Source organism: Allobosea sp. CRIB-10 (genome assembly GCF_900112185.1).
Lineage (GTDB): Bacteria > Pseudomonadota > Alphaproteobacteria > Rhizobiales > Beijerinckiaceae > Allobosea.
The window spans coordinates 25,145-47,559 of record NZ_FOKP01000025.1 but is presented as its reverse complement, the minus strand read 5'-3'; the positions used below and the strand labels follow the sequence as shown (position 1 = coordinate 47,559).

The following is a 22,415-nucleotide window of genomic DNA, read 5'->3' as shown; positions in this document are numbered from 1 at the left end:
GGTTCTCAGAGCGCGAAGGACGTGCCGCAGCCGCAGGAGCTGGTTGCGTTCGGATTGATGATCTTGAAGGACTGGCCGACGAGATCGTCGACGAAATCGATGGTCGAGCCGTCGAGCAGTTCGAGCGAGGTCTCGTCGATCAGGACGGTTGCGCCGTCGCGCTCGATCACGATGTCGTCGGGGGCCTTCTGCCGATCGATATCGAAGACGTACTGGAAGCCCGAGCAGCCGCCGCCGGCGACGCTGACACGCAGCATCGCGCCGGGAGCCTCGTTCGCCATCACCGCGACGATGCGGCTCGCGGCCTTGTCGGTCAGCGAGATCGTATGCGGATTGGCCTCGATCGCCATGGTCATGCGCAGAACGTCCTTGCTCCTGCCTCGGTTGCAAAGGTAATGCCCACATGGCGGGCCTTCAAGCCGCGCGAGAGCCGGATGCTTTCAAATGGAAGCGCCTTGCGTTTCCATTTGAAAGCTGAATCCGTCTCTCATTCTAAATGTTGGAGCAGGATCTAGGCGAAAACCGGTTTCCACGTTTCGCATCCTGCTCCGCCCACGGGTCTGCCATGCCGCATGCACACGTTACCGCCCTTGCCGCGGGCCGCGAGCCCGGCGACCGCTGGCGCGCTCCCTATGCCTGCCGGACCGCGACGAGCCGCGGCCGGCTGGTCGCGGAGCCCGGCTCGGCGACGCGCAATCCGTTCCAGCGCGACCGCGACCGCATCATCCATTCGACCGCCTTTCGCCGGCTGAAGCACAAGACCCAGGTCTTCGTCTCGCATGAGGGCGACCATTTCCGCACCCGCCTGACCCATACGATCGAGGTGGCGCAGATCGCCCGCGCGCTCGCCCGGGCGCTCGGGCTCGACGAGGACCTGGCCGAGGCGCTGGCGCTGGCGCATGATCTCGGCCACACGCCCTTCGGCCATATCGGCGAGGATGTGCTCGACGACTGCATGGCCGGCTTCGGCGGCTTCGACCACAACGCCCAGACGCTGCGGATCGTCACGCGGCTGGAGCGGCGCTATGCCGGCTTCGACGGGCTCAACCTGACCTGGGAGACGCTGGAGGGGCTGGTCAAGCACAACGGCCCGCTGCTGAGCGCCGACGGCAGGCCGACCGAGCGCTATGCCAAGGCCGGCATCCCGGTCGCGATCCTCGAATACCAGCAGAAGCAGGACCTCTGGCTGGACAGCCACGCCTCGGCCGAGGCGCAGGCCGCCGCGCTCGCCGACGACATCGCCTACAACGCCCATGACATCGACGACGGCCTGCGCGCCGGGCTGTTCGAGCTCTCCGAGCTCAGGGCGGTGCCGTTCCTGGGCGAGCTGCTGGACGAGATCGAGGGTCTGCATCCGGGGCTCGAGAAGCCGCGCGCCACGAACGAACTGGTGCGCCGGGTGATCACCCGTTTCGTCGAGGATGTGATCGCCGAATCCCAAGCGCGAATCGCAGCTTTGACCCCGGGTGATGCCGATGCGATCAGGCGGGCCGGGGCGCCGGTCGTCGCCTTCTCGCCGGCGATCGTCGCCGCGGATCAGGCGATCAAGGGCTTCCTCTACCCGAACATGTATCGCCATCCCCGCGTCGGCGTGATCCGCAAGGAAGCGGCGGACATCGTCCGCGACCTGTTCGTGCGCTTCCAGGCGCAGCCGCAGGCCATGCCGGCCGAATGGGCGGCGGGGTGCGGGGAGCTCGACGAGGCCCGCCTGGCGCGCCGGGTTTCCGACTACATCGCGGGGATGACCGATTCCTATGCGCTGGGCGAGCATCGGCGCCTGTTTGACGCCACCCCGTCGCTGCGATAGGGGCGGCGCCTGGGCTTAGGCTGCTTTGACCGTCAGCTTCAGGCCTAGCGCGGCGAGCGCCTTGAACAGCGTATCGACCGTCGGATTTCCGCCCCGGATGAAGGCCTTGTAGACGGTCTCGCGGCTCAGGCCGGTTTCCGCGGCGAAGGCCGAGGCGCCTTGGGCGCGCGCCACATTGCCAATCGCCTCGATGAGATAGGCGGAATCACCCTCTTCGATCACAGCCTCGATATAGGCGGCGCGATCTTCGGCTGTGCCAAGATAGTCGAGCACGTCGAACCTGGTGGTTTCCAGGGCCATTTCAGACCTCCTTCGCCAATTGCTTCGCCTTCGCGACATCCATGCGCTGCGTGCCCTTGTCGCCACCGCAGAGGAGGATGACGATCGTCGTGCCCCGGACCGCGAAATACACGCGATAGCCAGGACCGTAGTCGATCCGCATTTCGCTCACGCCGTCACCGACCGATTTGTGATCGCCGAAGTTCCCGGCTTGCATACGCTCGATCCGCACGATGATCCGCGCCTTGGCCTGGCGGTCCCGCAAATCAGCCAACCAATTGGCGAATGTCTGCGTTTTGCGGATTTCGACCATTGCGGCGATGCCGGGTGGGCACGATCCAGTGTCAACTAGGATACACAATTACTGCGGGCTTCGCTACCAGCCAAGCGCGGCCTGAGTCGCGCCTTGAGCCTTGCCGTTGGCCGCGTCGACGTCGGTATAGCTGGCGAGGCAGCGAGGCCCTGGTTTCCCAATCGGTTTCCCCGTGGTAGGCCCCGGCGTTGTCGCTCAATTTCCCCGCTTGGCTGTTATGAACATTTTTGAGACTTTCTCCGCACGCCTCGCCACCGTCCTGACCGGGCTGGCGGAAGCCGGCCGTATTCCGGCCGGCCTGTCGCTGGCGCGCGTCGTGGTCGAGCCGACCAAGGATCCGGCCCATGGCGATCTCGCCATCAACGCCGCCATGGTGCTGGCCAAGGAAGCCGGCATGGCGCCGCGCGCTCTGGCCGAGCTGATCGTCGCCGAGCTGGCCAAGGACGGCGATGTGCTCAAGGCCGAGATCGCCGGTCCCGGCTTCATCAATCTGACGCTGCAACCTGCTGTTTTCACTGAGGTTCTGAAGTCGGCGGTGCTGGCCGGGACGGAGCATGGCCGTGGCACGACCAAGGCCTCCCCGAAGATCAATGTCGAATATGTCTCGGCCAATCCGACCGGGCCGATGCATGTCGGCCATGGCCGCGGCGCGGTGTTTGGCGATGCGCTGGCGAGCCTGCTCGCCTTCGCCGGGCACGACGTCACCCGCGAATACTATATCAACGATGCCGGGGCGCAGGTCGACGTGCTCGCCCGCTCCGCCTTCCTGCGCTATCGCGAGGCGCTGGGCGAGGATATCGGCGCGATTCCGGAAGGGCTCTATCCTGGCGACTACCTGATCTCGGTCGGGCAGACGCTGGCGAAGGACCACGGCCCGTCGCTGCGCGACAAGCCTGAATGGGACTGGCTGCCGCTGTTACGCCAGGCGGCGATCGACGGGATGATGGCGATGATCCGCGACGATCTCGCCGCGCTCGGCGTCGTCCACGACCTGTTCTTCTCCGAGCGCTCGCTGCAGGGCCGGGACGGCAATTCCAACGCCGTGCACCAGACCATCGAGGATCTGCGCTCCCGCGATCTGGTCTATGAGGGCCGGCTGCCGCCGCCCAAGGGCCAGAAGGACGAGGATTGGGAGGACCGCGAGCAGACCCTGTTCCGTGCCACCAAGTTCGGCGACGACGTCGACCGGCCTCTGCTGAAGTCGGATGGCAGCTATACCTATTTCGCCAACGACATCGCCTATCACCGCTCGAAGTTCACCCGCGGCTTCGCCGAGATGATCGACGTCTGGGGCGCCGACCATGGCGGCTATGTCAAGCGCATGCAGGCGGCGGTGAAGGCGGTGACGAACGGCGAGGGGGCGCTCGACGTCAAGCTCTGCCAGCTGGTCCGCCTGCTGCGCAATGGCGAGCAGGTCCGGATGTCGAAGCGCTCCGGCGATTTCGTCACCCTGCGCGAGGTCATCGACGAGGTCGGCCGCGATGCGGTGCGCTTCATGATGATCTTCCGCAAGAACGATGCGACGCTCGACTTCGACCTCGCCAAGGTGGTGGAGCAGTCGAAAGACAACCCGGTCTTCTACGTGCAGTACGCCCATGCTCGGTGCGCCTCGATCTTCCGGCAGGCGGCCGAGGCCTTCCCGGACCTCGACCTCACGCCGCAGGCGCTGGCTGAAGCCGACCTCGGGTTGCTGACCGACGAGTCGGAGATCGGCATCGTCAAGATGATCGCCGCTTATCCCAGGATGATCGACGCCGCGGCTTCGTCACACGAGCCCCATCGTGTCGCCTTTTTCGTGCACGATCTGGCGAGCGCCTTCCATTCGCTATGGAACAAGGGCAAAGACTCGCCGCAATTACGGTTCGTTAATCAAACTGATCGAAACTCGACCTCAGCAAGATTGGCGCTCGTGCATGCCGTGCGCAGCGTCCTTGCTTCCGGTCTGGCGGTCGTTGGGGTGACGGCGCCGGAGGAGATGCGCTGACGGGTCCATCCCGGCGCATCGGGCGCGTTGCGGATCAGGATGATCCGGCCAGCGCCCGCCGGGTCCGATACGAAGGCGGCGTTGGCCGATATGCCGGAAGGCGGGTCGGCTAGAGCTTTCGTCAGATTGACCGCGCTGTGGCGGCGTCCTTTGATGGGGGCTGGCATGCGCTGGAATGGATCATGTCATGAGCGAGCCAGCTAGGAACCGTTTCGCCCTCGATCTCGACGATCTGGAGCGTCAGCTGCGCGGGGCGGCCCAGCCGCAGAAGCCCGGCGCGGCCTCCGATCCGCTGATGGAGTTGACCCGTCTCGTCGGTCAGGACGATCCGTTGAAGGAGCTCTTCGCCGGTCGCTCGGCCGAGCAGGCGCGTCCCGCGGCCCCGGCAGCGCCGCAGCCCGTGTCCTGGGCCGCCGGCAACCGGACCGAGCCGAGCTTCCAGCCGACTTTGGTCACGACGCAGCCGGTGCAGTCGGCTCCACCGCCCGCCGATGTCCGCGGCGCGCTCGACGAGTTCGAGGCGCTGCTGCGCCGCACCGAGCCGGTGCGGACCGCGCCGCCGCAGCCCGCCGCAAAGGCGCCCATGCCGCCTGCGCATGAGTACGACGAGCCGCTGCCGGCACCAGCGCATGCGCAGCCTTATGCGATGCAGGCGGAAGGGGCGCACGCCTACGTCCCGGAGCAGCCGCGCGATCTCGACGAGGCGGCCGGACAGGTGCACGCCTATCAGCCCCAGCCTGCGCCGAGCTACCAGCAGGCCGAACCCGATTATGATGCGCAGCAGCAGGGTCTCGATGACGAGCCACGCGATTTCAGGCGCTCGCGCTCGCGCAAAGGCATGCTGACCGCGGCGGCGCTGGTCATCGTCGCGGTCGGCGGCGTCGGTGCCGCCATGGTCTTCCGCAATGGCAAGCCGGCTGGGGTCAACGGCCAGCCGCCGGTGATCGCTGCCGATACCGGCCCGTCCAAGGTCGCTCCTGTCAATCCGGGCGGCGCCGAGATCCCGAACCAAAACAAGCAGATCTACGAGCGCAGCGGCGATGCCTCGGCCGACAGGACCAAGGTGGTCAGCCGCGAGGAGCAGCCGGTCGACGTGGAGCAGGCGGCGCGCTCGATGGCGCCGCGCCCGACCCAGCCGTCCAATGGCAGCATCACGCCGACCGATACCGCGGCAGCGGCTCTCGCTCCGACCGAGCCGGGCCTGGTGCCGATCCCGGCCGTGCCCGGTCTCGGCGAGCCGCGCAAGGTCCGCACCGTCGCGATCCGCCCCGATGGTACCCCTGCGGTCAGCGACACCACCGCGAACGGGGCGGGGCAGGGTATCGTGACCGGCTCGGCTCCGGCGAGCCGCCCGACCACCCCGGCGCCGGCCACGCAGGCGCAGGCCGCTTCCCGGCCGCAGCAGCCGAGCGCGACCCCGGCTGCCGCGCCCAAGACGCAGGAGCGCGCCGCGGCGCCGGCGACCCCGCCGGCTTCGCAAACCCCGCCTGCCGCCGCGACCCGCACCGCCGCGCTCGCGCCGCAGCAGCAGACGCAGCCGGCCGCCGCCGGTCCGCGTACCGATCCGAACGGCGGCTTCGCCGTGCAGCTCGGCGCGCCGGGCAGCGAAGCCGAGGCGCGCGCCACTTTCGCGGCGCTCCAGCGCAAGTATCCCGATCAGCTCTCCGGCCAAAGCCCGATCATCCGCAAGACCGAGCTGGCCGGCGGCAAGACCGTCTATCGCCTGCGCGTCGGTCCCTATGCCCGCGAGGATGCGAGCTCGATGTGCTCGGCGCTGCAAGCGGCCGGCGGGCAGTGCTTCATCGCCAAGAACTGATCGAACGCCAAACTCGTCGATACAGCCCGCCGCTCCTTGGAGCGGCGGGCTTTTTTTTGGGGCCCCGCCGTTTGCGCATGCCGGAGCGCAATGAACGCAGTTCCGCCGGTGCCTTGCTGTCGCTAGCCTGACCGCAAGATGTCGCCGGACCGATCCGGCGCGATAGCGTGTGAGGAACCACCATGGACCGCCGCAAGCTTCTCAAGACCTCGGCCGCCGGGGCCGCCGCCGCGACCATCGCAGCGCCCGCGATCGCGCAGACCAATCCGAAGATCAACTGGCGCCTGACCTCGAGCTATCCGAAGAGCCTCGACACACTGTTCGGCATTTCGACCCAGGTCGCCAAGCGCGTCGCCGAGGCGACCGACGGCAACTTCCAGATCCAGACCTTCGCCGCCGGCGAGATCGTGCCGGCGCTGCAGGCGCTCGATGCGGTGCAGAACGGCACGGTCGAATGCAGCCATACGCTGGCGAGCTTCTATATCGGCAAGGACACCGCCTTCGCCTTCGAGACCTCGCTGCCCTTCGGCCTCAACACCCGCCAGCAGAACGCCTGGCTCTACCAGGGCGGCGGGCTCGAACTCTGCCGCGAGCTGATGAAGAAGTTCGGCGTGCACACCATCCCCTCGGGCAACACCGGCGCCCAGATGGGCGGCTGGTTCCGCAAGGAGATCAAGAGCGCGGCGGATCTGCAAGGCTTGAAGTTCCGCATCGCCGGTCTCGGCGGCCAGATCATGGCCAAGCTCGGCGTCGTGCCGCAGACGCTCGGCGGCGGCGACATCTACCCGGCGCTGGAGCGCGGCACGATCGATGCGGCCGAGTTCTCCGGCCCCTATGACGACGAGAAGCTCGGTTTCGTGAAGGTGGCGAAATACTATTACTATCCCGGCTTCTGGGAAGGCTGCGCCAATGTCAGCTTCATCGCCAACCAGGAGAAGTGGAACGGGCTGCCGGCGCATTACCGCGCCATCGTCGAGGCGGCCTGCGCCGAGGCGAACGCGCTCTGCATGGCGAAATACGACCACGGCAACCCCGATGCGCTGCTGCGCCTGATCGCGGCCGGCGCCGAGCTGCGCGCCTTCCCGCAGGACGTGATGCAGGCCGCCTTCAAGGAGGCTTTTGCGCTCTACGCCGACCAGGCGGCGAAGAATCCGAACTTCAAGACGCTGTGGGATTCCTTCCTGCCGTACTGGAAGAAGGAACAGCTCTGGTTCCGCGTCGCAGAATTGCCCTTCGACGCGTTCAACGCGCAGGCGTCGCAATCGCTGCGGTAATCTCAGCGTCGTCGACTGATCCAACGCGTCATGCTCGCCCTTGTGGCGCGCATTACGTCTTGAACGGTGCATTCGACCGAGGAAGACGTGGATGGTCTGGACAAGCCCGACCATGACGGGGAGGGGCGGCGCGGTTCTAGGTTCGCACCCGACCCGTACCGGAAAGACAGCCGCGGCTTATCCCCGCGCCCGCCGCGGCGGCAGGCCCTTGACCAGCGGCGAGGCCAGGCCCGGCGCAGTCTCGACGCCGAGCGAAGGCAAGGCGAGCGTGCGCTGGCCGCGGAAGTCGACATGGCAGACGAGCAGCCCGCGCTCCTCGATATAGCCGATCAGCCGGCGGGCCCGGCTCGGCGAATGGCTGCCATAGGCCTCGGCCAGCTCGGCATCGGACGGGCAGGGCGCACCCTCGATCGCACTGCGGGCGATGAACAGGAAGAGCCCGTGCAGGTCCTCTGGCAGGGTCTCGGCGGCGGTCAGCGCCTTCTCCCAGGCATCTGAGGACAGCACCTCCTCGCTCGCCCCGGCGCGGGCGACGGCGAGGCGCTTGCGGAAGGCGTCGAGACTCGTCTCCGGCCCGCTGACGCGGCGCATCCGGCAGCGCACGGTGAAGTCCTGGTAGAGCACGGCGACCGGCCGGTCGCGCGCTTCGGGGTCGTCGAGCAGTTCGTTCAGGATCTCGACCAGCGCCGCGGCGCGCTCGGCCGGGTCCATCTCGATCTCGGGCTCGGGCGGCGCGGGCACCGGCTGATGCGTCTCGATGCGGCGGATGATCTCGGGCGCCATGACCGGCCGCGGGCGCGGCTGCTTCGGCCAGGGCGCTGGCGCGACCTCGTCCTCGCCGGCGGTGAAGATCAGCTTGCTGGCGTCTTCCGGCGCCTGCTCGGGCAAAGGCATCAGGCTGGGCGCGCTGCCGCGATCGACCGAGGCGACGGGCCCGATCCGGACCGGCAGCGGCTTCTTCGACAAAGCCGGGCCGAGCGCGACGAATTGGCCGCGCTCGAGATCGCGGAACATCTCGGCCTGGCGCCGATCCATGCCGAGCAGATCGGCGGCGCGCTGCATGTCGATGTCGAGGAAGGTACGGCCCATCAGGAAGTTGGAGGCCTCGGCCGCGACGTTCTTGGCGAGCTTGGCGAGGCGCTGCGTCGCGATCACGCCGGCGAGGCCGCGCTTGCGGCCGCGGCACATCAGATTGGTCATCGCGCCCAGCGAGAGCCGGCGCGCCTCGTCGGAGGCTTCGCCCGCCATCACCGGCGCGAAGAGCTGGGCCTCGTCGACCACGACCAGCATCGGGTACCAATGGGCCCGGTCGATATCGAAGAGCCCGCCGAGGAAGGCGGCGGTGGCGCGCAATTGCTCGTCGGCGTCGAGCTCCTCGAGATTGAGCACGACCGAGACGCGATGCTGGCGCACGCGCAGCGCGATCTTCTGCAGTTCGACCGGGCTCGCGGTGCCGTCGACCACGACATGGCCGAACTGCTCGGAAAGCGAGACGAAGTCACCCTCGGGATCGATGATGGCCTGCTGGACCAACGGCGCGCTCTGCTCGAGCAGCCGACGCAGCAGATGCGACTTGCCCGAGCCGGAATTGCCCTGGACCAGGAGCCGCGTCGCCAGCAGTTCGGCGAGGTCGAGCTCGGCGGGCTCGCCGCTGCGCGTCGCCCCCATATCGATGCCCGTCTTCATGCCTGCCAGCGTGTCGCCTTCGGTCTCCGCCGCCCGCCCCGGAGCGGGACGAGCGAGCGGGGTGGTCTAGCACGCGGGCGCGGGCGCGCAGGTGCTGCCGGTTGCCGCATCCACAGCAAATGCAGGGCGGCTCCGACAGCTCGCGTCAGGGGCGACGGCGCAGGATCATGCCGCCGTGATGCAGTGTGTCCGCGTCGACGAAGGTGCCGTCGGCGGTGAAGCCGGTGTCGTCCCAGTATTCGATATAGTTGCCGCTGACCTTGTAGCGGCCGCGATAGGCGCTCTCGCGGTTGCCGCGCGCTTCGTCGTAGCGGCCATTCGGCAAGAGCTCGTGGCGGACATGATTGTCGGCCGTGACCCACATGCCGACATAGGGATGGCTCTGCGGGGTCTCGGCAAGTGCTTGGCTAATCGTCATGCGGGCGGTGCCTTCTGGTCCGTTCGGGATGATCGTCGTGGCGAGGCCGAGGCCTGCCGCCAGCACCAGCGAGGCGTTCACGAGCAGGGTGTTCATCGCGGTTCCCCTTACTGCTTGCGGCGCTCGGCGAAGAGCTCCGACAGCGCCTGGGAGGCCGCGATCGCCCGCGAGATGCCGGCCGGCACGGTGATCAGATAGATGATCTCCTTCAGCTCTTCCTCGGGCACGCCGATGTTCAGGGCGTAGCCGGCATGGACCTTCATGAAGGCGGTCTGGCCGGTCGCCGCGAAGGCGGCCACGGCAGCGAGCTGACGCGTGCGGCTGTCGAGGCCGGTCCGGGACCAGACATCGCCCAGCGCATAGGCCTCGGTCGCCTCGGCGAGGAAGGGGAACTCCTGCCGCAGGCGCTCCAGCGCCGGCTGCGGCGCGCCCTTGTTCAAGCTGCGGATGACGGCCTCGCCGCGCTTGCGTCGCTCCTCGCTCGATTCGGCGCTGGCGGGCACGGGCAGCGCCGCGATGGCGAAGGCGGCCGCGGCGCGCAGCCGGGACTGTCGTGACATGGTCATGACTTTCTCCTCAGCGGGTTGCGGTGGGGCGGACGACGATCTCGTTGACGTCGACATCGTCGGGCTGCTCGATCGCGAAGCGCACGGCGCGGCCGATCGCATCGGGCTGGAGCGCGACGGCGCGATAGCTCTTCATCAGCTCGGCTGCCGCGGGATCGGTGATGGTGCTCGCAAGCTCGCTCTCGACCACGCCGGGATGGATGCAGGTGACGCGCAGGTCGGAATGCTCCTGGCGCAGACCGTCCGAGATGGCGCGCACCGCGTATTTCGTCGCGCAGTAGACGGCGGCCGTCGGCGACACCGCGAGGGCGCCGATCGAGGCGATGTTGACGATCTGGCCGGAGCCGCGTGCCAGCATGTCAGGCAACACGGCGGCGATGCCGTAGAGCACGCCCTTGATGTTGACGTCGATCATCCGGTCCCACTCGTCGACCTTGAGCGAGGCCATCAGCGAGAGCGGCATGACGCCGGCATTGTTGACGATGACATCGACACGGCCGAAGGCCTCGCGCGCCGCCTCGGCGAAGGCCGCGACATCGGTGCGGTCGGTGACGTCGAGCCGACGGGTGCGGACTTTGCCACCTCTCGCGTTGAGCTCTTCAGCGAGTCCATCGAGGCGGTCGGTGCGCCTCGCGCCGAGCATCAGTTTTGCTCCGGCCGCCGCGAGCTCGCGGGCGATGCCGACGCCGATCCCGCTGGAGGCGCCGGTGATGAGAACGACCTTGTCCATGGCCATGTCTGCTCCGTCTGGTTGTTTCGGGGCACCGCGACGTTGCGGTTGCCCGAAAGCTAGGGGCAGGGCATTGTCGCGATAAGCCGCCTATTGTTTCCCAGTATGGAGAGTTTTTCTAACCAATGGAGATGGACCTCAACGCTCTCGCGGTGTTCGCGCTGGTCGCCGAGGAGAAGAGTTTTCGCGGCGCTGCCGACCGGGTCGGCGTGACACGCTCGGCGGTGAGCCAGACGATCCGCAAACTGGAGGAGCGGCTGGGTATCGCATTGGTCCAGCGCACGACACGCAGCGTCAGCCTGACCGAGGCAGGCGAGCGCCTGCTCGCCGATCTCTCGCCCGCACTGTCCGAGGTGCGCGCCGCCGTCGAGGCGACGCGCGATCTGCGCGCCGGGCCGCGCGGGCGCCTGCGCCTGGCTGTCTCGTCGATCGCCGAGCGCTTCCTGTCGGGGCCTTTCCTCGCCGGCTTTACCGCCGCCCATCCGGACGTGGAGCTCGATATCACCGTCACCGACGAGGAGTTCGATATCGTCGCCGCCGGCTACGATGCCGGCGTCAGGCTGGGCGAGGTGATCGAGCAGGACATGATCGCGGTTGCGATCGGCGACGAGGAGCGCCAGCTCGCCGTTTGCGCGCCGGCCTATCGCGAGCGCTTCGGGGTGCCCTCGCATCCGCGCGAGCTGGCGGCGCATCGCTGCATCGGCTGGCGGCCAGGGCCCAAGCTCCCGCCCTATCGCTGGGAGTTCGCGGAGGATGGCAAGGAGTTCAGCGTCAATGTCGCGCCCGAGATCACGACCAGCGACATGGCATTGATGATCAAGCTCGCCGTGGCCGGCGCCGGCATCACCTTCGGCATGGAGGAGAGCTTTCGCCCGGCGATCGCGCGCGGTGAGCTGGAGCCGCTGCTTGAGGAGTTCTGCCCGTATTTCGCGGGCTTCCATCTCTATTATCCCAGCCGCCGCGCCATGGCGCCGAAGCTGCGCGCGCTCGTCGACTATCTGCGGCGGTTCGAATGGGAGGGCAACGCGACGGCGCGGGCGGAATCGGCTATGATCTGATTCCAGGCGCGGCCCGCGCCTCCTCCCTCCGACCGGGAAGCACGCTGCCGTGCAGGGTATCTCCATCACCGAACCGACTGTTCGAGCGCTGCGCATAAGGAGGGGTTGCAGACATCGCTCGCATCAGGAGGTCCATCGATGAAGCTTTCCGCACCCGTCTATCGTTTGAAGCGCAAAGCCAGAGACTTGGCGCGCAAGGACGCCATCCCGCTCCATCTCGCGCTCGATCACGTCGCCAGTGGCGAGGGGTTCGGCGCCTGGAGCCTGCTCGCCGCCAAATCAGCCGACGCCCTATCCGCCGAGGGGCTGCTGGAGCGCCTCGTGCCGGGCGATCTGTTGCTGATCGGCGCAAGGCCCGGGCAGGGCAAGACGCTGCTCAGTCTCCAGCTCGCCGTAGCCGCGATGAAGCCCGGCCGCCGCGCGGTCTTCTTCACGCTCGAGTACACGGCGAAAGACGTGCTCGGCCGCTTCCGGGCGCTCGGCGTCGATCCCGCCCAATTCGAGGCGCTGTTCACCTTCGACGATTCGGATGCGATCAGCGCCGATCACATCATATCGGCGCTGGCTGATGCGCCACGGGGCACATTGGCGATCGTCGATTATCTGCAGCTGCTCGACCAGAAGCGCGGCAATCCCGCGTTGATGGTGCAAATCCGCGCGCTCAAGGCCTTCGCGCAGGAGAGGGGCCTGATCCTGGCCTTCATCTCTCAGATTGATCGCTCCTATGATCCGGCGGCAAAGCCCTGCCCGGACCTCGACGATATCCGTTTGCCGAATCCGCTGGATCTGTCGCTGTTCAGCAAGGCCTGCTTCCTGAATCAGGGCGCAGTCCGCTTCCAGGCGGCGGATTAGCGGCGGGCGCTCGTCCGGACGGCTATCCGATCTGTGCGATGGCTGGTCTATCCGACCGTGACCCGCCCGCGCACGATTCGCAGCGCCAGCGAGCCGTTCTTAAGCGCCAGCGCCTTTTCGCCGAAGATCTCGCGGCGCCAGCCATGCAGGGCCGGCACGTCGGCCTCATCGTCACCGGCGATCTCCTCCAGGTCGTCGCTGGAGGCGATGATCTTCGGCGCGACGCGCTCGGCGTCGGCGGTCGCCTTGAGCAGCACCTTGAGCAGGTCGAGCACGGCGCCGTTGCTCGGCCGGCCGCGCTCGCGCTCAAGCCGGGGCAGGCTGTGCGGGTCCAGCGCCAGAGCGCGCCCGACCGCCGCCAGCACCTCGCCGCCGGCGCGCGAGCGTTCGAAGCCGTTCGGCACCGAGCGCAACTCGCCGAGCGCCTCGGCCGAGCGCGGCGCGCGCTGGACGATGTCCATCAGCGCATCGTCCTTGAGCACGCGCTGGCGCGGCACGTCGCGCTGCTGCGCCTCGCGCTCGCGCCAGGCGGCGAGCTCCATCAGCACCGCCAGTTCCTTCGGCTTGCGCAGGCGGCCTTTGAGGCGCTGCCATGCGTTCTCCGGCTTGACCTCATAGGTTCCCGGCGAGTTGAGCACCGCCATCTCCTCGGCGACCCAGCTTTCGCGACCGCTCGCTGCGAGGTCGGCCTGCAGCGCCAGATAGATGTCGCGCAGATGGGTGACGTCCGATTCAGCATAAACCAGTTGCGCCTCGCTGAGCGGGCGGCGCGACCAGTCGGTGAAGCGCGAGGACTTGTCGATGCGCGCCTTGGCCAGGTCGTTGACGAGCTGCTCGTAGCCGACCGAGTCGCCATAGCCGCAGACCATCGCGGCGACCTGCGTGTCGAACAGCGGCGTCGGCAGGACGCGGCCGAGCATCCAGACGATTTCGAGGTCCTGCCGGGCGGCATGGAAGACCTTGACCACGTTCTGGTCGGTCATCAGCGCCATGAAGGGCGCAAGGTCGAGCCCCTCGGCCAGCGGATCGACCATCACGGCCTCGTCCGGCGAAGCCATCTGGATCAGGCAGAGCTTCGGATAATAGGTCGTCTCGCGCAGGAATTCGGTGTCGACGGTGACGAACGGGTGCGCGGCGATGCGGGAGCAGGCGGCGGCCAGCTCTTCGGTCGTGGAGATCAGGTTCATGGACGGCGCTCTTAGCAGATGAAAGCGCGCCATGTCGCGGGCGTTCTTGACAACCGCGCCGCGCGCGTGTGGTTACGGCGCCAAACCGCTTGCGCGCCCGACCACGGCCGCATGGACGCCCGGAAAGCTGAACCCGTGACCCTGCATCGCTACCGTTCCCACACCTGCGGCGCGCTCCGCGAGAGCGACATCGGCGCCACCGTGCGTCTCTCCGGCTGGTGCCATCGCATCCGCGACCATGGCGGCGTGCTCTTCATCGACCTGCGCGACCATTACGGCCTGACCCAAGTCGTAGTCGATCCGGATTCGCCGGCCTTCGCCGATGCCGAGAAGGCGCGCTCGGAATGGGTCATCCGCATCGACGGCAAGGTCAAGCCGCGCCTCGCCGGCACCGAGAACGCCAACCTCGCCACCGGCGCGGTCGAGGTCTTCGCCACGGCGCTCGAAGTGCTCGGGCCCTCGGCCGAACTGCCGCTGCCGGTCTTCGGCGACCTCGAATACCCCGAGGACACCCGCCTGAAGTACCGCTTCCTCGATCTGCGCCGCGACAAGCTGCACAGCAACATCATGCTGCGCACCAAGGTCATCGATTCGCTGCGCCGGCGCATGCAGGCCTCCGGCTTCTCCGAGTTCCAGACGCCGATCCTGACAGCGTCCTCGCCGGAAGGCGCGCGCGACTTCCTAGTGCCGAGCCGCCTGCATCCGGGCAAGTTCTATGCGTTGCCGCAGGCGCCGCAGCAGTACAAGCAGCTGCTGATGATGGCGGGCTTCGACCGCTATTTCCAGATCGCGCCCTGCTTCCGCGACGAGGACCCGCGGGCCGACCGCCTGCCGGGCGAGTTCTACCAGCTCGACGTCGAGATGAGCTTCGTCGAGCAGGAGGATGTCTTCGCCACGATGGAGCCGGTGATCGCCGGCGTCTTCGAGGAGTTCGGCGAGGGCAAGTCCGTCACCCGCAACTGGCCGCGCATCCCCTATGCCGAAGCGCTGCGCAAATACGGCTCCGACAAGCCCGACCTGCGCAACCCGATCGAGATGCAGGACGTCTCGGATCATTTCCGCGGCTCGGGCTTCAAGGTCTTTGCCCGCATTCTCGAGGGCGAGAAGAACCGCGTCTGGGCGATCCCCGCGCCGGGCGGCGGCAGCCGCGCCTTCTGCGACCGGATGAACTCCTGGGCCCAGGGCGAGGGCCAGCCCGGCCTCGGCTATCTGATGGTCAAGGAGGGCGGCGAAGGCCAGGGCCCGATCGCCAACAACATCGGCCCCGAGCGCGTCGCAGGAATCGTCGCCCAGATGGGCCTGAAGGCCGGCGACGCCTGCTTCTTCGCCGCCGGCGATCCCGACAAGTTCTACAAATTCGCCGGCAGCGCCCGCAACAAGGTCGGCTCCGAGCTCGGGCTGATCGACGAGAACGCCTTCGCCTTCGCCTGGATCGTCGACTTTCCGATGTTCGAGTACAACGAGGACGAGAAGAAGGTCGACTTCTCGCACAACCCGTTCTCGATGCCGCAGGGCGGCCTCAAGTCGCTGGTCGAGGACGATCCGCTAACGATCAAGGCCTTCCAGTACGACATCGCCTGCAACGGCTACGAGCTGGCGTCGGGCGGCATCCGCAACCATCGCCCCGAGGCGATGGTCAAGGCCTTCGAGATCGCCGGCTATGGCGAGGAGACGGTGATCGAGCGCTTCGGCGGCATGTACCGGGCCTTCCAGTACGGCGCGCCGCCGCATGGCGGCATGGCCGCCGGCGTCGACCGCATCATCATGCTGCTCGCTGGCGCGACGAATCTGCGCGAGGTCGCGCTGTTCCCGATGAACCAGCAGGCCGTCGACCTCCTGATGGGCGCGCCGTCGCCGGCGACACCGAAGCAGCTGCGCGAGGCGCATCTGCGCGTCAACCTGCCTGAAAAGGAAGGCTGAGCGAGCCATGGCCTTCCTGCCTGCCGGGCGAGCCTTGCTGCTCGCCTGTTTCGTCGCGCTGCCGCTCGGCGCCTGCGTCGCCGGTTCTGCCGACACCGCCTCCGGGCGCGCCTCGACCCTGGCGACGACCGTCTCGCGCGCCGTCGCCTGCAAAGCCGGCTCGCCGCAGCGCACGACGCTGGATCGCTTCCTCGCCGCCGAGAAGGCGCGCGGGGCGAGCGACGAGCAGCTCGCTGCCGCGCGCTCGGCCTATGTCTCGGTCTCCGAGGCCGAAACGATCAACCAGGACGTCCGCCCGCAACCCTGCACCAGCGAGGAGCGGGCGACGCTACGCGGGAAGATGCAGGATGTCCGCGCCGGTCGCTTCGAGGCGCTCTGATCGTCGATGACTTCGCTGAAGCCCTGCCTCGTCGTGCTCGCGGCTGTCGGCCTCGCCGGCTGCGTCGTCACCGGGCCGATGCCGGGCACGCCCGAGTTCACGGCTTCGCAGGTCTCGCGCGCCTATGATTGCGGGCTGAGGGTCGATCGCGGCCGCATCATAGCGCGCCTGCCGGCCGAGCAGCGCGGCCGCTTCGTCAGCGCCAATGCGAGCTACGCGGTGAAGTCCTACAACGCGCCGCGCCGCTGCGATGATCGGGAACGAAACACTATTCGGAACTCAATGTTGGATTTGGGTTCCGCTATCCGATAACGGCCCGCTGTTGAGAACCTAACGACCCAACATCGCCGTCATTCCCGTGCTATTATTTTTGCGTAGGATCGTTCAAACGATTCCTAAAATTCGAAGTGGAGCTGGCCGTGAACCAAGCCCTGAAAAAACTGCTGGGCGTTGCTGCGAAGGTCAGAATGACGGACGCCGAACGCGAGGAGCAACGTATCAGTTTCTCGTATGGGTCTGCCAAAATCGAAAATGAGCGCGTCACGGAAGAGATGGTTCGCGAAGCTGCCCGCAAACTTAAGGCAGCTGAAAAGTCGAGCCATGGCTGACCGAGATAGTCAATCCGGCGAGCTTGAGCTGGTCACAGATCCAGACGAAAAGGCGAAGCTCGAAGCGCTCAACGCCTTGCGGCAAACGAAAGCCGCGATGGATGAGTTACAGGATTGGCTCGGCGCCAAGCCGCCAAGCTTGAAGCCGTCCCTTTTTTTGCGGTTGCATCGCATATTGATGGACCGGATCAGTCCGTATCCCGGCGTCTTCCGGCCGGGACCAATGTCGATTTCGAAGAGCGAGCATACGCCGCCGCCAGCGGCGGATGTGCCGGCTCTCATCGAAGAACTTTGCGATTACGTGAATTCACATTGGCAAAGCAAGTCCGCGCTTCACCTCGCGTCATATATCCTTTGGCGCACCAATTGGGTTCATCCTTTCGCGGATGGAAATGGCAGAACAGCCAGGATTGTGAGTTATCTTATCCTGTGCGCTCATACGCGGACCGAACTGCCGGGAACGCCGACTATTCCCGAACAGATCGCGGCGGGTAAGCAGCCTTATTATCACGCGCTAGAAGCGGCTGACCAAGCATTCCGTCGTGGCATAATTAATGTATCGGCTATCGAAAATCTCCTTGAAACCTGCCTTGCTCGGCAGCTTGTCGGGTTTTTCAAAACCGCTGGTGGTCGAACCGACGATATCAGCGATGATATCAGATCCGAGATCGATGAAGCCATTCAAGCAGCCCAGCGGGAAGGTGTCCTGGACCGCGATGCCAAGCCAATTTTGCCGTCGCTTGAACGCAGAGGTTTGGTCAACTGGATTGAACGCCATCCCGTCATCGTCGGGCTGATTGGGACTCTGGTTATCGCAGCGCTCGGGTGGTTGTTCGGTCGTTGATCGACGTCGTCACCGCCATCGTCGTCAGCTTCGACAGCGCGCAGGTGCTGCCCGCTTGCCTGTCCGCGCTGGCGGGCGAGGGGATCGAAGCCATCGTCGTCGACAATGCCAGCGGCGATGCCTCGGTCGAGATCGCGGAGCGGCACGGGGCGCAGGTGCTGCGCAATGCGCGCAACGAAGGCTATGGCCGCGCCAACAACCGTGGCGCGCGGGCGGCGGCGACGCCCTTTATCCTGATCGTCAATCCCGATCTCGAAGTGCAGCCGGGCGCGGTAGCGGCCCTGCTGGCGGCCGCCGAGGCCTATCCGGATGCGGCCGCCTTTGCGCCACGTCTCGTCGAGCCCTCGGGCCGTGTCTTCCTGCAGCCGCGCTCACTGCTCTCGCCCGACCATCTCAACCAGGCGGCCAGGATCACGCTGCCGGAGGGCGATGCCTGCCTGCCGTTCCTGTCGGGCGCCTGCCTGTTGCTGCGGCGCGAGGTCTTTCTCGGCCTTGGCGGCTTCGACCCGGCGATCTTCCTGTTCTACGAGGATGACGACCTCTGCCGCCGCCTGCGCGAGGCGGGACATGCGCTGGTTCATGTCGAGGGTGCCGCCGCCAGGCACGGCCGCGGAAAGTCGAGCGCGCCGTCGCCGCAGCGCCGCTTCACGGCGCGCTGGCATCTCGCCTGGTCGGAGCATCACGTGGCGCGCAAATGGGGATTGCCCGTGCCGGGGCGGGTCAAGACCATCGAAAACGCCGCCAAGGCAATCGGTTACGGCCTGATCCTGCGTCAGGACAAGATGTATGCCCATGCCGGCTCGGTCGCCGGTGCGCTCGCTGCGCGCGCCGGCCGTAGCGCGCTGTCCCGGCAGGGACTGAACGAGGCGGAGATCATCGCGTGACAGGCTTCCTTCGCGCCGCCAGCGCTGCCGACGGGCTGGGCCTGCCGCACAACCATTTCGGCTTGCTGCGGCTGTTGCTGGCGCTCGCCGTCGTCGTCTCGCATGCGCTCAGCGTCACCACCGGCAAGGTCGAGGACGAGCTACTGGCGCATTCGACCGGCTTCACGCTCGGCGAGCACGCGGTCAACGGCTTCTTCGCCATCTCCGGCTTTCTGGTGACGATGAGCTATGAGCAGCGCGGCTGGCGCGACTATGTCGTCGCCCGGACCTTGCGCATCGCACCGGGGCTGATCGCGGCGACGCTGGTGGTCGCGCTGCTGATGGGCGGCGCGCTGACCAAGCTCAGCCTGTCCGCCTATCTTACCGACCCGCAGCTCTGGCGCTTCATCAACGGCACATTGACCAGCTTCAAGAGCTCGGCGCCGCTGCCCGGCGTCTTCTCCGACAACCCGCTGCGCTTCCCGATGGGGACGGTCTGGACACTGAAATACGAGACGCTCTGCTATCTCGGCGTGCTCGTCGCCGGGCTGGTTGGCCTGCTGGTGCATCGCCGGCTCGTGCTCGGCCTCTGGGCGGCGTTGGTCGTCGCGACGGTCCTGCGTGAAATCCTCACACCGGACGGGCCGAAGGGCATCGAGACCGCGCTGCGCCTGCCGCTGATCTTCCTGACCGGCGGGCTGATCTATCTCTGGCGCGAGAAGGTGCCGTTGTCGCTTCCTGGACTCGCCGTCGCGCTTGTCGTCGTTGCCCTGTCGCAGGCGACGCCGGCCTACAAGGCGCTGCTCTATCTCGTCACTGCCTGGGGCGTGCTGGTGCTGGCGCTGGCGCCGCCGCTCACCCGCTGGCGCAGCGAGCCGCGGGCGGACCTGTCCTACGGCGTCTACCTCTATGGTTGGCCGGTGCAGCAGGCCTTCGTCGCGTTGTTTCCCACGGTCGGGGCGCTGACGCTGTTCGCGCCCTCTCTGATCGTGACGCTGCTGGTCGCCGCGGCGTCCTGGTATCTGGTCGAGAAGCCGGCGCTCGGGCTCAAGCGCCGGTTGCTGAAGCCGGCCTGATCGCCGCGACGAGCTCGTCGACGCGATCCGACAGCAACAGCGGCAATAGCTGCGAAACGCGCTCCGGCGGTAGCTCCCACCAGCGGCTCGCCAGCAGCGCCTCGACCTGCGCCTCCGGCAGGCGCAGGCGCACGATCCTGGCCGGATTGCCGGCGACGATCGCATAGGGCGGCACATCGCGCGTCACCACGGCGCGCGCCGCGACGACGGCGCCGTGGCCGATCGTGACCCCCGACATGATCATCGCCTGCGAACCGAGCCAGACATCATGGCCGATGGTGACGTCGCCGCGCGTCGCGTCGTAGCCGCTCATGCCGCGGGCCGACGGCCAGAGATCGGCCAGGGCAGGGAAGGGATAGGTCGTTCCCCAGTCGGTGCGATGGTTGCCGCCGAGCAGGATCTCGACGCCGTCGGCGATCGAGCCGTAGCGGCCGATCGACAGCCGCGCTCCGCTTTCCGGGAAGCGAACCTTCGGGCGGCCATAGGTGAAGGCGCCGACCACGACCTGTCCCGGGCGTCGGGCCAGCAGCTTCGCCAGATGGATGCGCGTCTGGTTGTAGGGATTGACCCAACGTTTGAAAAAACCGCGCGGGCCGGTCGGGAGACCAGCCCACCAGACGGCGAGGGGACCCGGACGCCAATCGGCGTCCGGGCTGTTGGTCGGGTACTGGGTCATCACTCCGCCGTGGCGTCGACGTCGATCTTCTCGAAGATCTCGGTCGGCTCGCCGAGCGCGATCACATCGGCGAGGCCGAGGCCAGTCGGCGTTTTCGCGGTGGCTTTCACCGTCAGCGTGCCCGGCTTGGCGACGAAGCGGGCGACCGCGTTCGCCAGCGCCTTGGCGCCGTCCGACGGGCCGAGGATGGCGGCGAGGCCGAGGCTCGCCATCATCCCGTATTCGCGCCGGACGTCCTCGACCTTGCGCTTCGACTTCTTCGCCTCGTTCTCGATCAGCTTCTCGGCGAGGCCGAGATTCTGCAGCTTGAGCTCGACATTCTTGGCGGTGGCGCCGAGCAGGGCGACCTGCGCCAGAGCGATATCGCCGGTGAAGACCTCCTTGCCGATATTGCCGAGCGTGCCGGTGGCGTCGAGCCTGGCCATGCCGACGCCGCCGAGCGAGAGCGTGCGGATGGCGAATTCCTTGCTCGCCTCCTGCCAGGCGAGGGAGAGCTTCGCCGAGAGGTCGAGAGTGCGATAGCCCATCGCCAAAAGGTCCTTGGCGGCGGGATTGTCGGCGCTTTCGACGATCGGGAAGGTGATCTTGTCGAGGCTCAGCGTCATGTCGGTCGGGATGCCGTTGAGCTGCTCGCCAGTCTTGAGCTCGAAATTCCCGAGGCCGACCTGCATCGGCGGGCCGGCCGGGCGGCCGCGCTTGCCCTCCTGCGGCACCGTCATCTGCACGCCGCTCATCTTGACCGTGCCCAGCTTCGGGATGAAGCGGCGGAAGTCGAGCGTCTTGATGTCGACCGCAGAGGCCGCGACGGCCTTGACCTCGCGGATGACGCCTTCCAGCGAGAAGCCGGAATAGCCGATGAGGCCGACGACGCCCTTGGCGCCGCCTCCCTCGAACTGCAGGCCCTCGATGGAAACGCCCGACTTTTCGGGCGCGTCCTCGCCGAAGGCGATGCGCGAGAAGCGCATGTCGACCGGCTCCGCCTTGGCGCCGGGCTTGGGCGGCGTCTTCAGCGACATCACGATGTCGCGGATCTCGCCGCTGCCATAGTCGACGGCGTCGAAGATCTCGGCCATGGCGACGAGGAGCTTGCGGTCGCGCGCGTCGCTGACCGCCGGGTCTTCCTTGCTGTTGAGGTTGCGCGCGGCCTTCTCCGATTCATCGCTGAGCTCCGCGATGCGGGTCAGGAGCTCGCCCATCGGCTCGGAGGCGACGCGTGCCTTGAAGCCGCGCATCGAAGCCTTGCCGGCGGTGATCTTGCCCTGCTCGCCGAGGTCGAGGACATAGCCGTCCTGGTCGATCTTGCCGATGATCGGCTGCAGCGGCGCGGTCTCGCCGGGCTTGGCCTTCTCGCCGAAGATGCGGGCGATCTGCATCAGGTCGAGCACTTCGAAGCTGGTGCGCTTGATCTCGCCGTTCATCGGCCCGGTGGCCGCGCCCTCGACCTTGATCGTGCCGTCACTGGATTCACCGCGCCCGATCCGGCCTTCGCGGATGTCGGAAAACTTGATGTTGCGGTAGGTGGTGACCTGCTTCTGCGGGCCGAAAGTCTGCTCCATCACCAGGGTCGGCGCGCTGATCTCGCTGGCGTTGAGCTTGCCGAGGCGTGTGATCGCGCTATCGGCGGGCTGCACCGCCTGGCTCGCTCCGGCGATCGCGCCGGCGACGCCACCCGCCGGAGCACCGCTCGTGCTCGACAGAAGCAGCGCGCGGAAGCTGTCGCGGTCGAGCGGCGTGCCCTTCACGTCGAGCTTCGGGATCGACACGACGAACTTGCCGAAGTCGAGCTTCAGATTGTCGAGCTGGAAGTCGGCCGCGGCGGCGGGATTGGCCAGGAGGAGCAGCAGGAGCCCCGCCGTGGTCAGCGGCCGGGAGCTGGCGAGGCGTCGGCCGGGCAAAATCGTCATGATGGTCTCCTGAAGCATCGTCTAGGCCCGCGGGCGCATAACCCGGGCCAAGCTCCGATTGGCGGCGTCAGAGGCGGATTCGCCGGCGGCGCGGCGAATTCGCTTCCGATGGGAAGTCGGCGCAGACCCTGCCGCAAGGCGATGACGAAAGGAAGATGCGAGCGGGCCGGATCGG

At 67.2% G+C, this 22,415-nt stretch carries 23 protein-coding genes; 13 read left to right on the top strand and 10 right to left on the bottom strand.

Annotation, left to right across the window (positions count from 1 at the left end):
* Positions 1-5: 5 nt before the first annotated feature.
* Positions 6-356 carry an iron-sulfur cluster insertion protein ErpA gene (erpA, locus tag BMZ69_RS24720; protein ID WP_244543523.1) on the bottom strand — a complete coding sequence of 117 codons (351 nt, stop codon included), beginning with the start codon at positions 354-356 and terminating at the stop codon, positions 6-8.
* Between the two features lie 209 nt (positions 357-565).
* On the opposite strand from erpA, the gene BMZ69_RS24715 reads away from it, so the two are divergent.
* The gene (locus BMZ69_RS24715) at positions 566-1,807 is read left to right on the top strand and encodes a deoxyguanosinetriphosphate triphosphohydrolase (protein WP_092161865.1); all 1,242 of its coding nucleotides are present in this window, start codon (positions 566-568) and stop codon (positions 1,805-1,807) included.
* 15 nt (positions 1,808-1,822) lie between these two features.
* Here the strand turns inward: BMZ69_RS24715 and BMZ69_RS24710 are convergent, their stop codons facing one another.
* Both BMZ69_RS24710 and BMZ69_RS24705 read right to left on the bottom strand, forming a co-directional pair.
* Positions 1,823-2,107, bottom strand: a complete 285-nt coding sequence (locus tag BMZ69_RS24710; protein ID WP_092161861.1) for an addiction module antidote protein — start codon at positions 2,105-2,107, stop codon at positions 1,823-1,825.
* 1 nt (position 2,108) lies between these two features.
* Positions 2,109-2,399, bottom strand: coding sequence for a type II toxin-antitoxin system RelE/ParE family toxin (locus BMZ69_RS24705; protein WP_092161859.1), 291 nt, complete (start codon positions 2,397-2,399; stop codon positions 2,109-2,111).
* Positions 2,400-2,616: 217 nt separating this feature from the next.
* Between BMZ69_RS24705 and argS the strand changes: the two genes are divergently transcribed.
* The 3 genes from argS (at position 2,617) to dctP (ending at position 7,473) form a co-directional block, all read left to right on the top strand.
* Complete coding sequence (gene argS, locus BMZ69_RS24700) at positions 2,617-4,383, top strand: arginine--tRNA ligase (RefSeq protein ID WP_092161857.1); 1,767 nt, start codon at positions 2,617-2,619, stop codon at positions 4,381-4,383.
* 187 nt (positions 4,384-4,570) lie between these two features.
* A complete protein-coding gene (locus BMZ69_RS24695) occupies positions 4,571-6,199 on the top strand; it encodes an SPOR domain-containing protein (protein WP_139219186.1) in 1,629 nt (542 codons plus the stop codon).
* Positions 6,200-6,381: 182 nt separating this feature from the next.
* Positions 6,382-7,473: a TRAP transporter substrate-binding protein gene (gene dctP, locus BMZ69_RS24690; protein ID WP_092161853.1), complete on the top strand. Its 1,092-nt coding sequence runs from the start codon at positions 6,382-6,384 to the stop codon at positions 7,471-7,473.
* A gap of 177 nt (positions 7,474-7,650) precedes the next feature.
* On the opposite strand, the gene BMZ69_RS24685 is transcribed toward dctP, so the two are convergent.
* From BMZ69_RS24685 to BMZ69_RS24670, 4 genes are all read right to left on the bottom strand, one after another.
* On the bottom strand, positions 7,651-9,159 hold the full coding sequence (locus BMZ69_RS24685; RefSeq protein ID WP_092161850.1) for a helicase HerA domain-containing protein: 1,509 nt from the start codon (positions 9,157-9,159) through the stop codon (positions 7,651-7,653).
* Positions 9,160-9,304: 145 nt separating this feature from the next.
* On the bottom strand, positions 9,305-9,673 hold the full coding sequence (locus BMZ69_RS24680; protein ID WP_092161848.1) for an Atu4866 domain-containing protein: 369 nt from the start codon (positions 9,671-9,673) through the stop codon (positions 9,305-9,307).
* Positions 9,674-9,684: 11 nt separating this feature from the next.
* Complete coding sequence (locus BMZ69_RS24675) at positions 9,685-10,143, bottom strand: carboxymuconolactone decarboxylase family protein (protein WP_092161845.1); 459 nt, start codon at positions 10,141-10,143, stop codon at positions 9,685-9,687.
* Between the two features lie 10 nt (positions 10,144-10,153).
* On the bottom strand, positions 10,154-10,879 hold the full coding sequence (locus BMZ69_RS24670) for an SDR family oxidoreductase (RefSeq protein ID WP_092161844.1): 726 nt from the start codon (positions 10,877-10,879) through the stop codon (positions 10,154-10,156).
* Between the two features lie 119 nt (positions 10,880-10,998).
* Between BMZ69_RS24670 and BMZ69_RS24665 the strand changes: the two genes are divergently transcribed.
* A complete protein-coding gene (locus BMZ69_RS24665) occupies positions 10,999-11,931 on the top strand; it encodes a LysR family transcriptional regulator (protein WP_092161843.1) in 933 nt (310 codons plus the stop codon).
* A 138-nt stretch (positions 11,932-12,069) separates the two neighbouring features.
* The gene (locus BMZ69_RS24660) at positions 12,070-12,783 is read left to right on the top strand and encodes a DNA helicase (RefSeq protein ID WP_092161842.1); all 714 of its coding nucleotides are present in this window, start codon (positions 12,070-12,072) and stop codon (positions 12,781-12,783) included.
* 47 nt (positions 12,784-12,830) lie between these two features.
* On the opposite strand, the gene rnd is transcribed toward BMZ69_RS24660, so the two are convergent.
* Positions 12,831-13,970: a ribonuclease D gene (rnd, locus tag BMZ69_RS24655; protein WP_092161841.1), complete on the bottom strand. Its 1,140-nt coding sequence runs from the start codon at positions 13,968-13,970 to the stop codon at positions 12,831-12,833.
* Between the two features lie 141 nt (positions 13,971-14,111).
* Between rnd and aspS the strand changes: the two genes are divergently transcribed.
* The 7 genes from aspS (at position 14,112) to BMZ69_RS24620 (ending at position 19,660) form a co-directional block, all read left to right on the top strand.
* The gene (aspS, locus tag BMZ69_RS24650) at positions 14,112-15,890 is read left to right on the top strand and encodes an aspartate--tRNA ligase (protein ID WP_092161973.1); all 1,779 of its coding nucleotides are present in this window, start codon (positions 14,112-14,114) and stop codon (positions 15,888-15,890) included.
* Between the two features lie 7 nt (positions 15,891-15,897).
* A complete protein-coding gene (locus tag BMZ69_RS24645; RefSeq protein WP_092161839.1) occupies positions 15,898-16,269 on the top strand; it encodes a hypothetical protein in 372 nt (123 codons plus the stop codon).
* A gap of 6 nt (positions 16,270-16,275) precedes the next feature.
* A complete protein-coding gene (locus BMZ69_RS24640) occupies positions 16,276-16,581 on the top strand; it encodes a hypothetical protein (RefSeq protein ID WP_092161838.1) in 306 nt (101 codons plus the stop codon).
* Between the two features lie 107 nt (positions 16,582-16,688).
* Entirely contained in the window at positions 16,689-16,877 is a 189-nt protein-coding gene (locus BMZ69_RS31310) for a hypothetical protein (RefSeq protein WP_139219184.1), read from the top strand.
* Complete coding sequence (locus BMZ69_RS24630; RefSeq protein ID WP_092161836.1) at positions 16,870-17,721, top strand: Fic family protein; 852 nt, start codon at positions 16,870-16,872, stop codon at positions 17,719-17,721. The genes BMZ69_RS31310 and BMZ69_RS24630 overlap by 8 nt, the downstream gene beginning before the upstream one ends.
* Positions 17,721-18,605, top strand: coding sequence for a glycosyltransferase (locus BMZ69_RS24625; protein ID WP_092161972.1), 885 nt, complete (start codon positions 17,721-17,723; stop codon positions 18,603-18,605). Before BMZ69_RS24630 ends, BMZ69_RS24625 begins: the two co-directional genes overlap by 1 nt.
* Complete coding sequence (locus BMZ69_RS24620) at positions 18,602-19,660, top strand: acyltransferase family protein (RefSeq protein ID WP_092161835.1); 1,059 nt, start codon at positions 18,602-18,604, stop codon at positions 19,658-19,660. Before BMZ69_RS24625 ends, BMZ69_RS24620 begins: the two co-directional genes overlap by 4 nt.
* Here the strand turns inward: BMZ69_RS24620 and BMZ69_RS24615 are convergent.
* Positions 19,632-20,336 (bottom strand): CatB-related O-acetyltransferase, encoded by a 705-nt coding sequence (locus BMZ69_RS24615; RefSeq protein ID WP_092161834.1) that lies wholly within the window; start codon positions 20,334-20,336, stop codon positions 19,632-19,634. The two genes, BMZ69_RS24620 and BMZ69_RS24615, sit on opposite strands and share 29 nt — an antisense overlap.
* Positions 20,336-22,240 (bottom strand): hypothetical protein, encoded by a 1,905-nt coding sequence (locus BMZ69_RS24610; RefSeq protein ID WP_139219182.1) that lies wholly within the window; start codon positions 22,238-22,240, stop codon positions 20,336-20,338. The genes BMZ69_RS24615 and BMZ69_RS24610 overlap by 1 nt, the downstream gene beginning before the upstream one ends.
* Between the last annotated feature and the right edge of the window lie 175 nt (positions 22,241-22,415).

Bases quoted from the DNA above. Each gene is read 5' to 3' on its own strand.
- erpA (WP_244543523.1), bottom strand. From the start codon at position 356: ATGACCATGGCGATCGAGGCCAATCCGCATACGATCTCGCTGACCGAC.
- BMZ69_RS24715 (WP_092161865.1), top strand. From the start codon at position 566: ATGCCGCATGCACACGTTACCGCCCTTGCCGCGGGCCGCGAGCCCGGC.
- BMZ69_RS24710 (WP_092161861.1), bottom strand. From the start codon at position 2,107: ATGGCCCTGGAAACCACCAGGTTCGACGTGCTCGACTATCTTGGCACA.
- BMZ69_RS24705 (WP_092161859.1), bottom strand. From the start codon at position 2,399: ATGGTCGAAATCCGCAAAACGCAGACATTCGCCAATTGGTTGGCTGAT.
- argS (WP_092161857.1), top strand. From the start codon at position 2,617: ATGAACATTTTTGAGACTTTCTCCGCACGCCTCGCCACCGTCCTGACC.
- BMZ69_RS24695 (WP_139219186.1), top strand. From the start codon at position 4,571: ATGAGCGAGCCAGCTAGGAACCGTTTCGCCCTCGATCTCGACGATCTG.
- dctP (WP_092161853.1), top strand. From the start codon at position 6,382: ATGGACCGCCGCAAGCTTCTCAAGACCTCGGCCGCCGGGGCCGCCGCC.
- BMZ69_RS24685 (WP_092161850.1), bottom strand. From the start codon at position 9,159: ATGAAGACGGGCATCGATATGGGGGCGACGCGCAGCGGCGAGCCCGCC.
- BMZ69_RS24680 (WP_092161848.1), bottom strand. From the start codon at position 9,673: ATGAACACCCTGCTCGTGAACGCCTCGCTGGTGCTGGCGGCAGGCCTC.
- BMZ69_RS24675 (WP_092161845.1), bottom strand. From the start codon at position 10,143: ATGACCATGTCACGACAGTCCCGGCTGCGCGCCGCGGCCGCCTTCGCC.
- BMZ69_RS24670 (WP_092161844.1), bottom strand. From the start codon at position 10,879: ATGGCCATGGACAAGGTCGTTCTCATCACCGGCGCCTCCAGCGGGATC.
- BMZ69_RS24665 (WP_092161843.1), top strand. From the start codon at position 10,999: ATGGAGATGGACCTCAACGCTCTCGCGGTGTTCGCGCTGGTCGCCGAG.
- BMZ69_RS24660 (WP_092161842.1), top strand. From the start codon at position 12,070: ATGAAGCTTTCCGCACCCGTCTATCGTTTGAAGCGCAAAGCCAGAGAC.
- rnd (WP_092161841.1), bottom strand. From the start codon at position 13,970: ATGAACCTGATCTCCACGACCGAAGAGCTGGCCGCCGCCTGCTCCCGC.
- BMZ69_RS24645 (WP_092161839.1), top strand. From the start codon at position 15,898: ATGGCCTTCCTGCCTGCCGGGCGAGCCTTGCTGCTCGCCTGTTTCGTC.
- BMZ69_RS24640 (WP_092161838.1), top strand. From the start codon at position 16,276: ATGACTTCGCTGAAGCCCTGCCTCGTCGTGCTCGCGGCTGTCGGCCTC.
- BMZ69_RS24630 (WP_092161836.1), top strand. From the start codon at position 16,870: ATGGCTGACCGAGATAGTCAATCCGGCGAGCTTGAGCTGGTCACAGAT.
- BMZ69_RS24615 (WP_092161834.1), bottom strand. From the start codon at position 20,336: ATGACCCAGTACCCGACCAACAGCCCGGACGCCGATTGGCGTCCGGGT.
- BMZ69_RS24610 (WP_139219182.1), bottom strand. From the start codon at position 22,240: ATGACGATTTTGCCCGGCCGACGCCTCGCCAGCTCCCGGCCGCTGACC.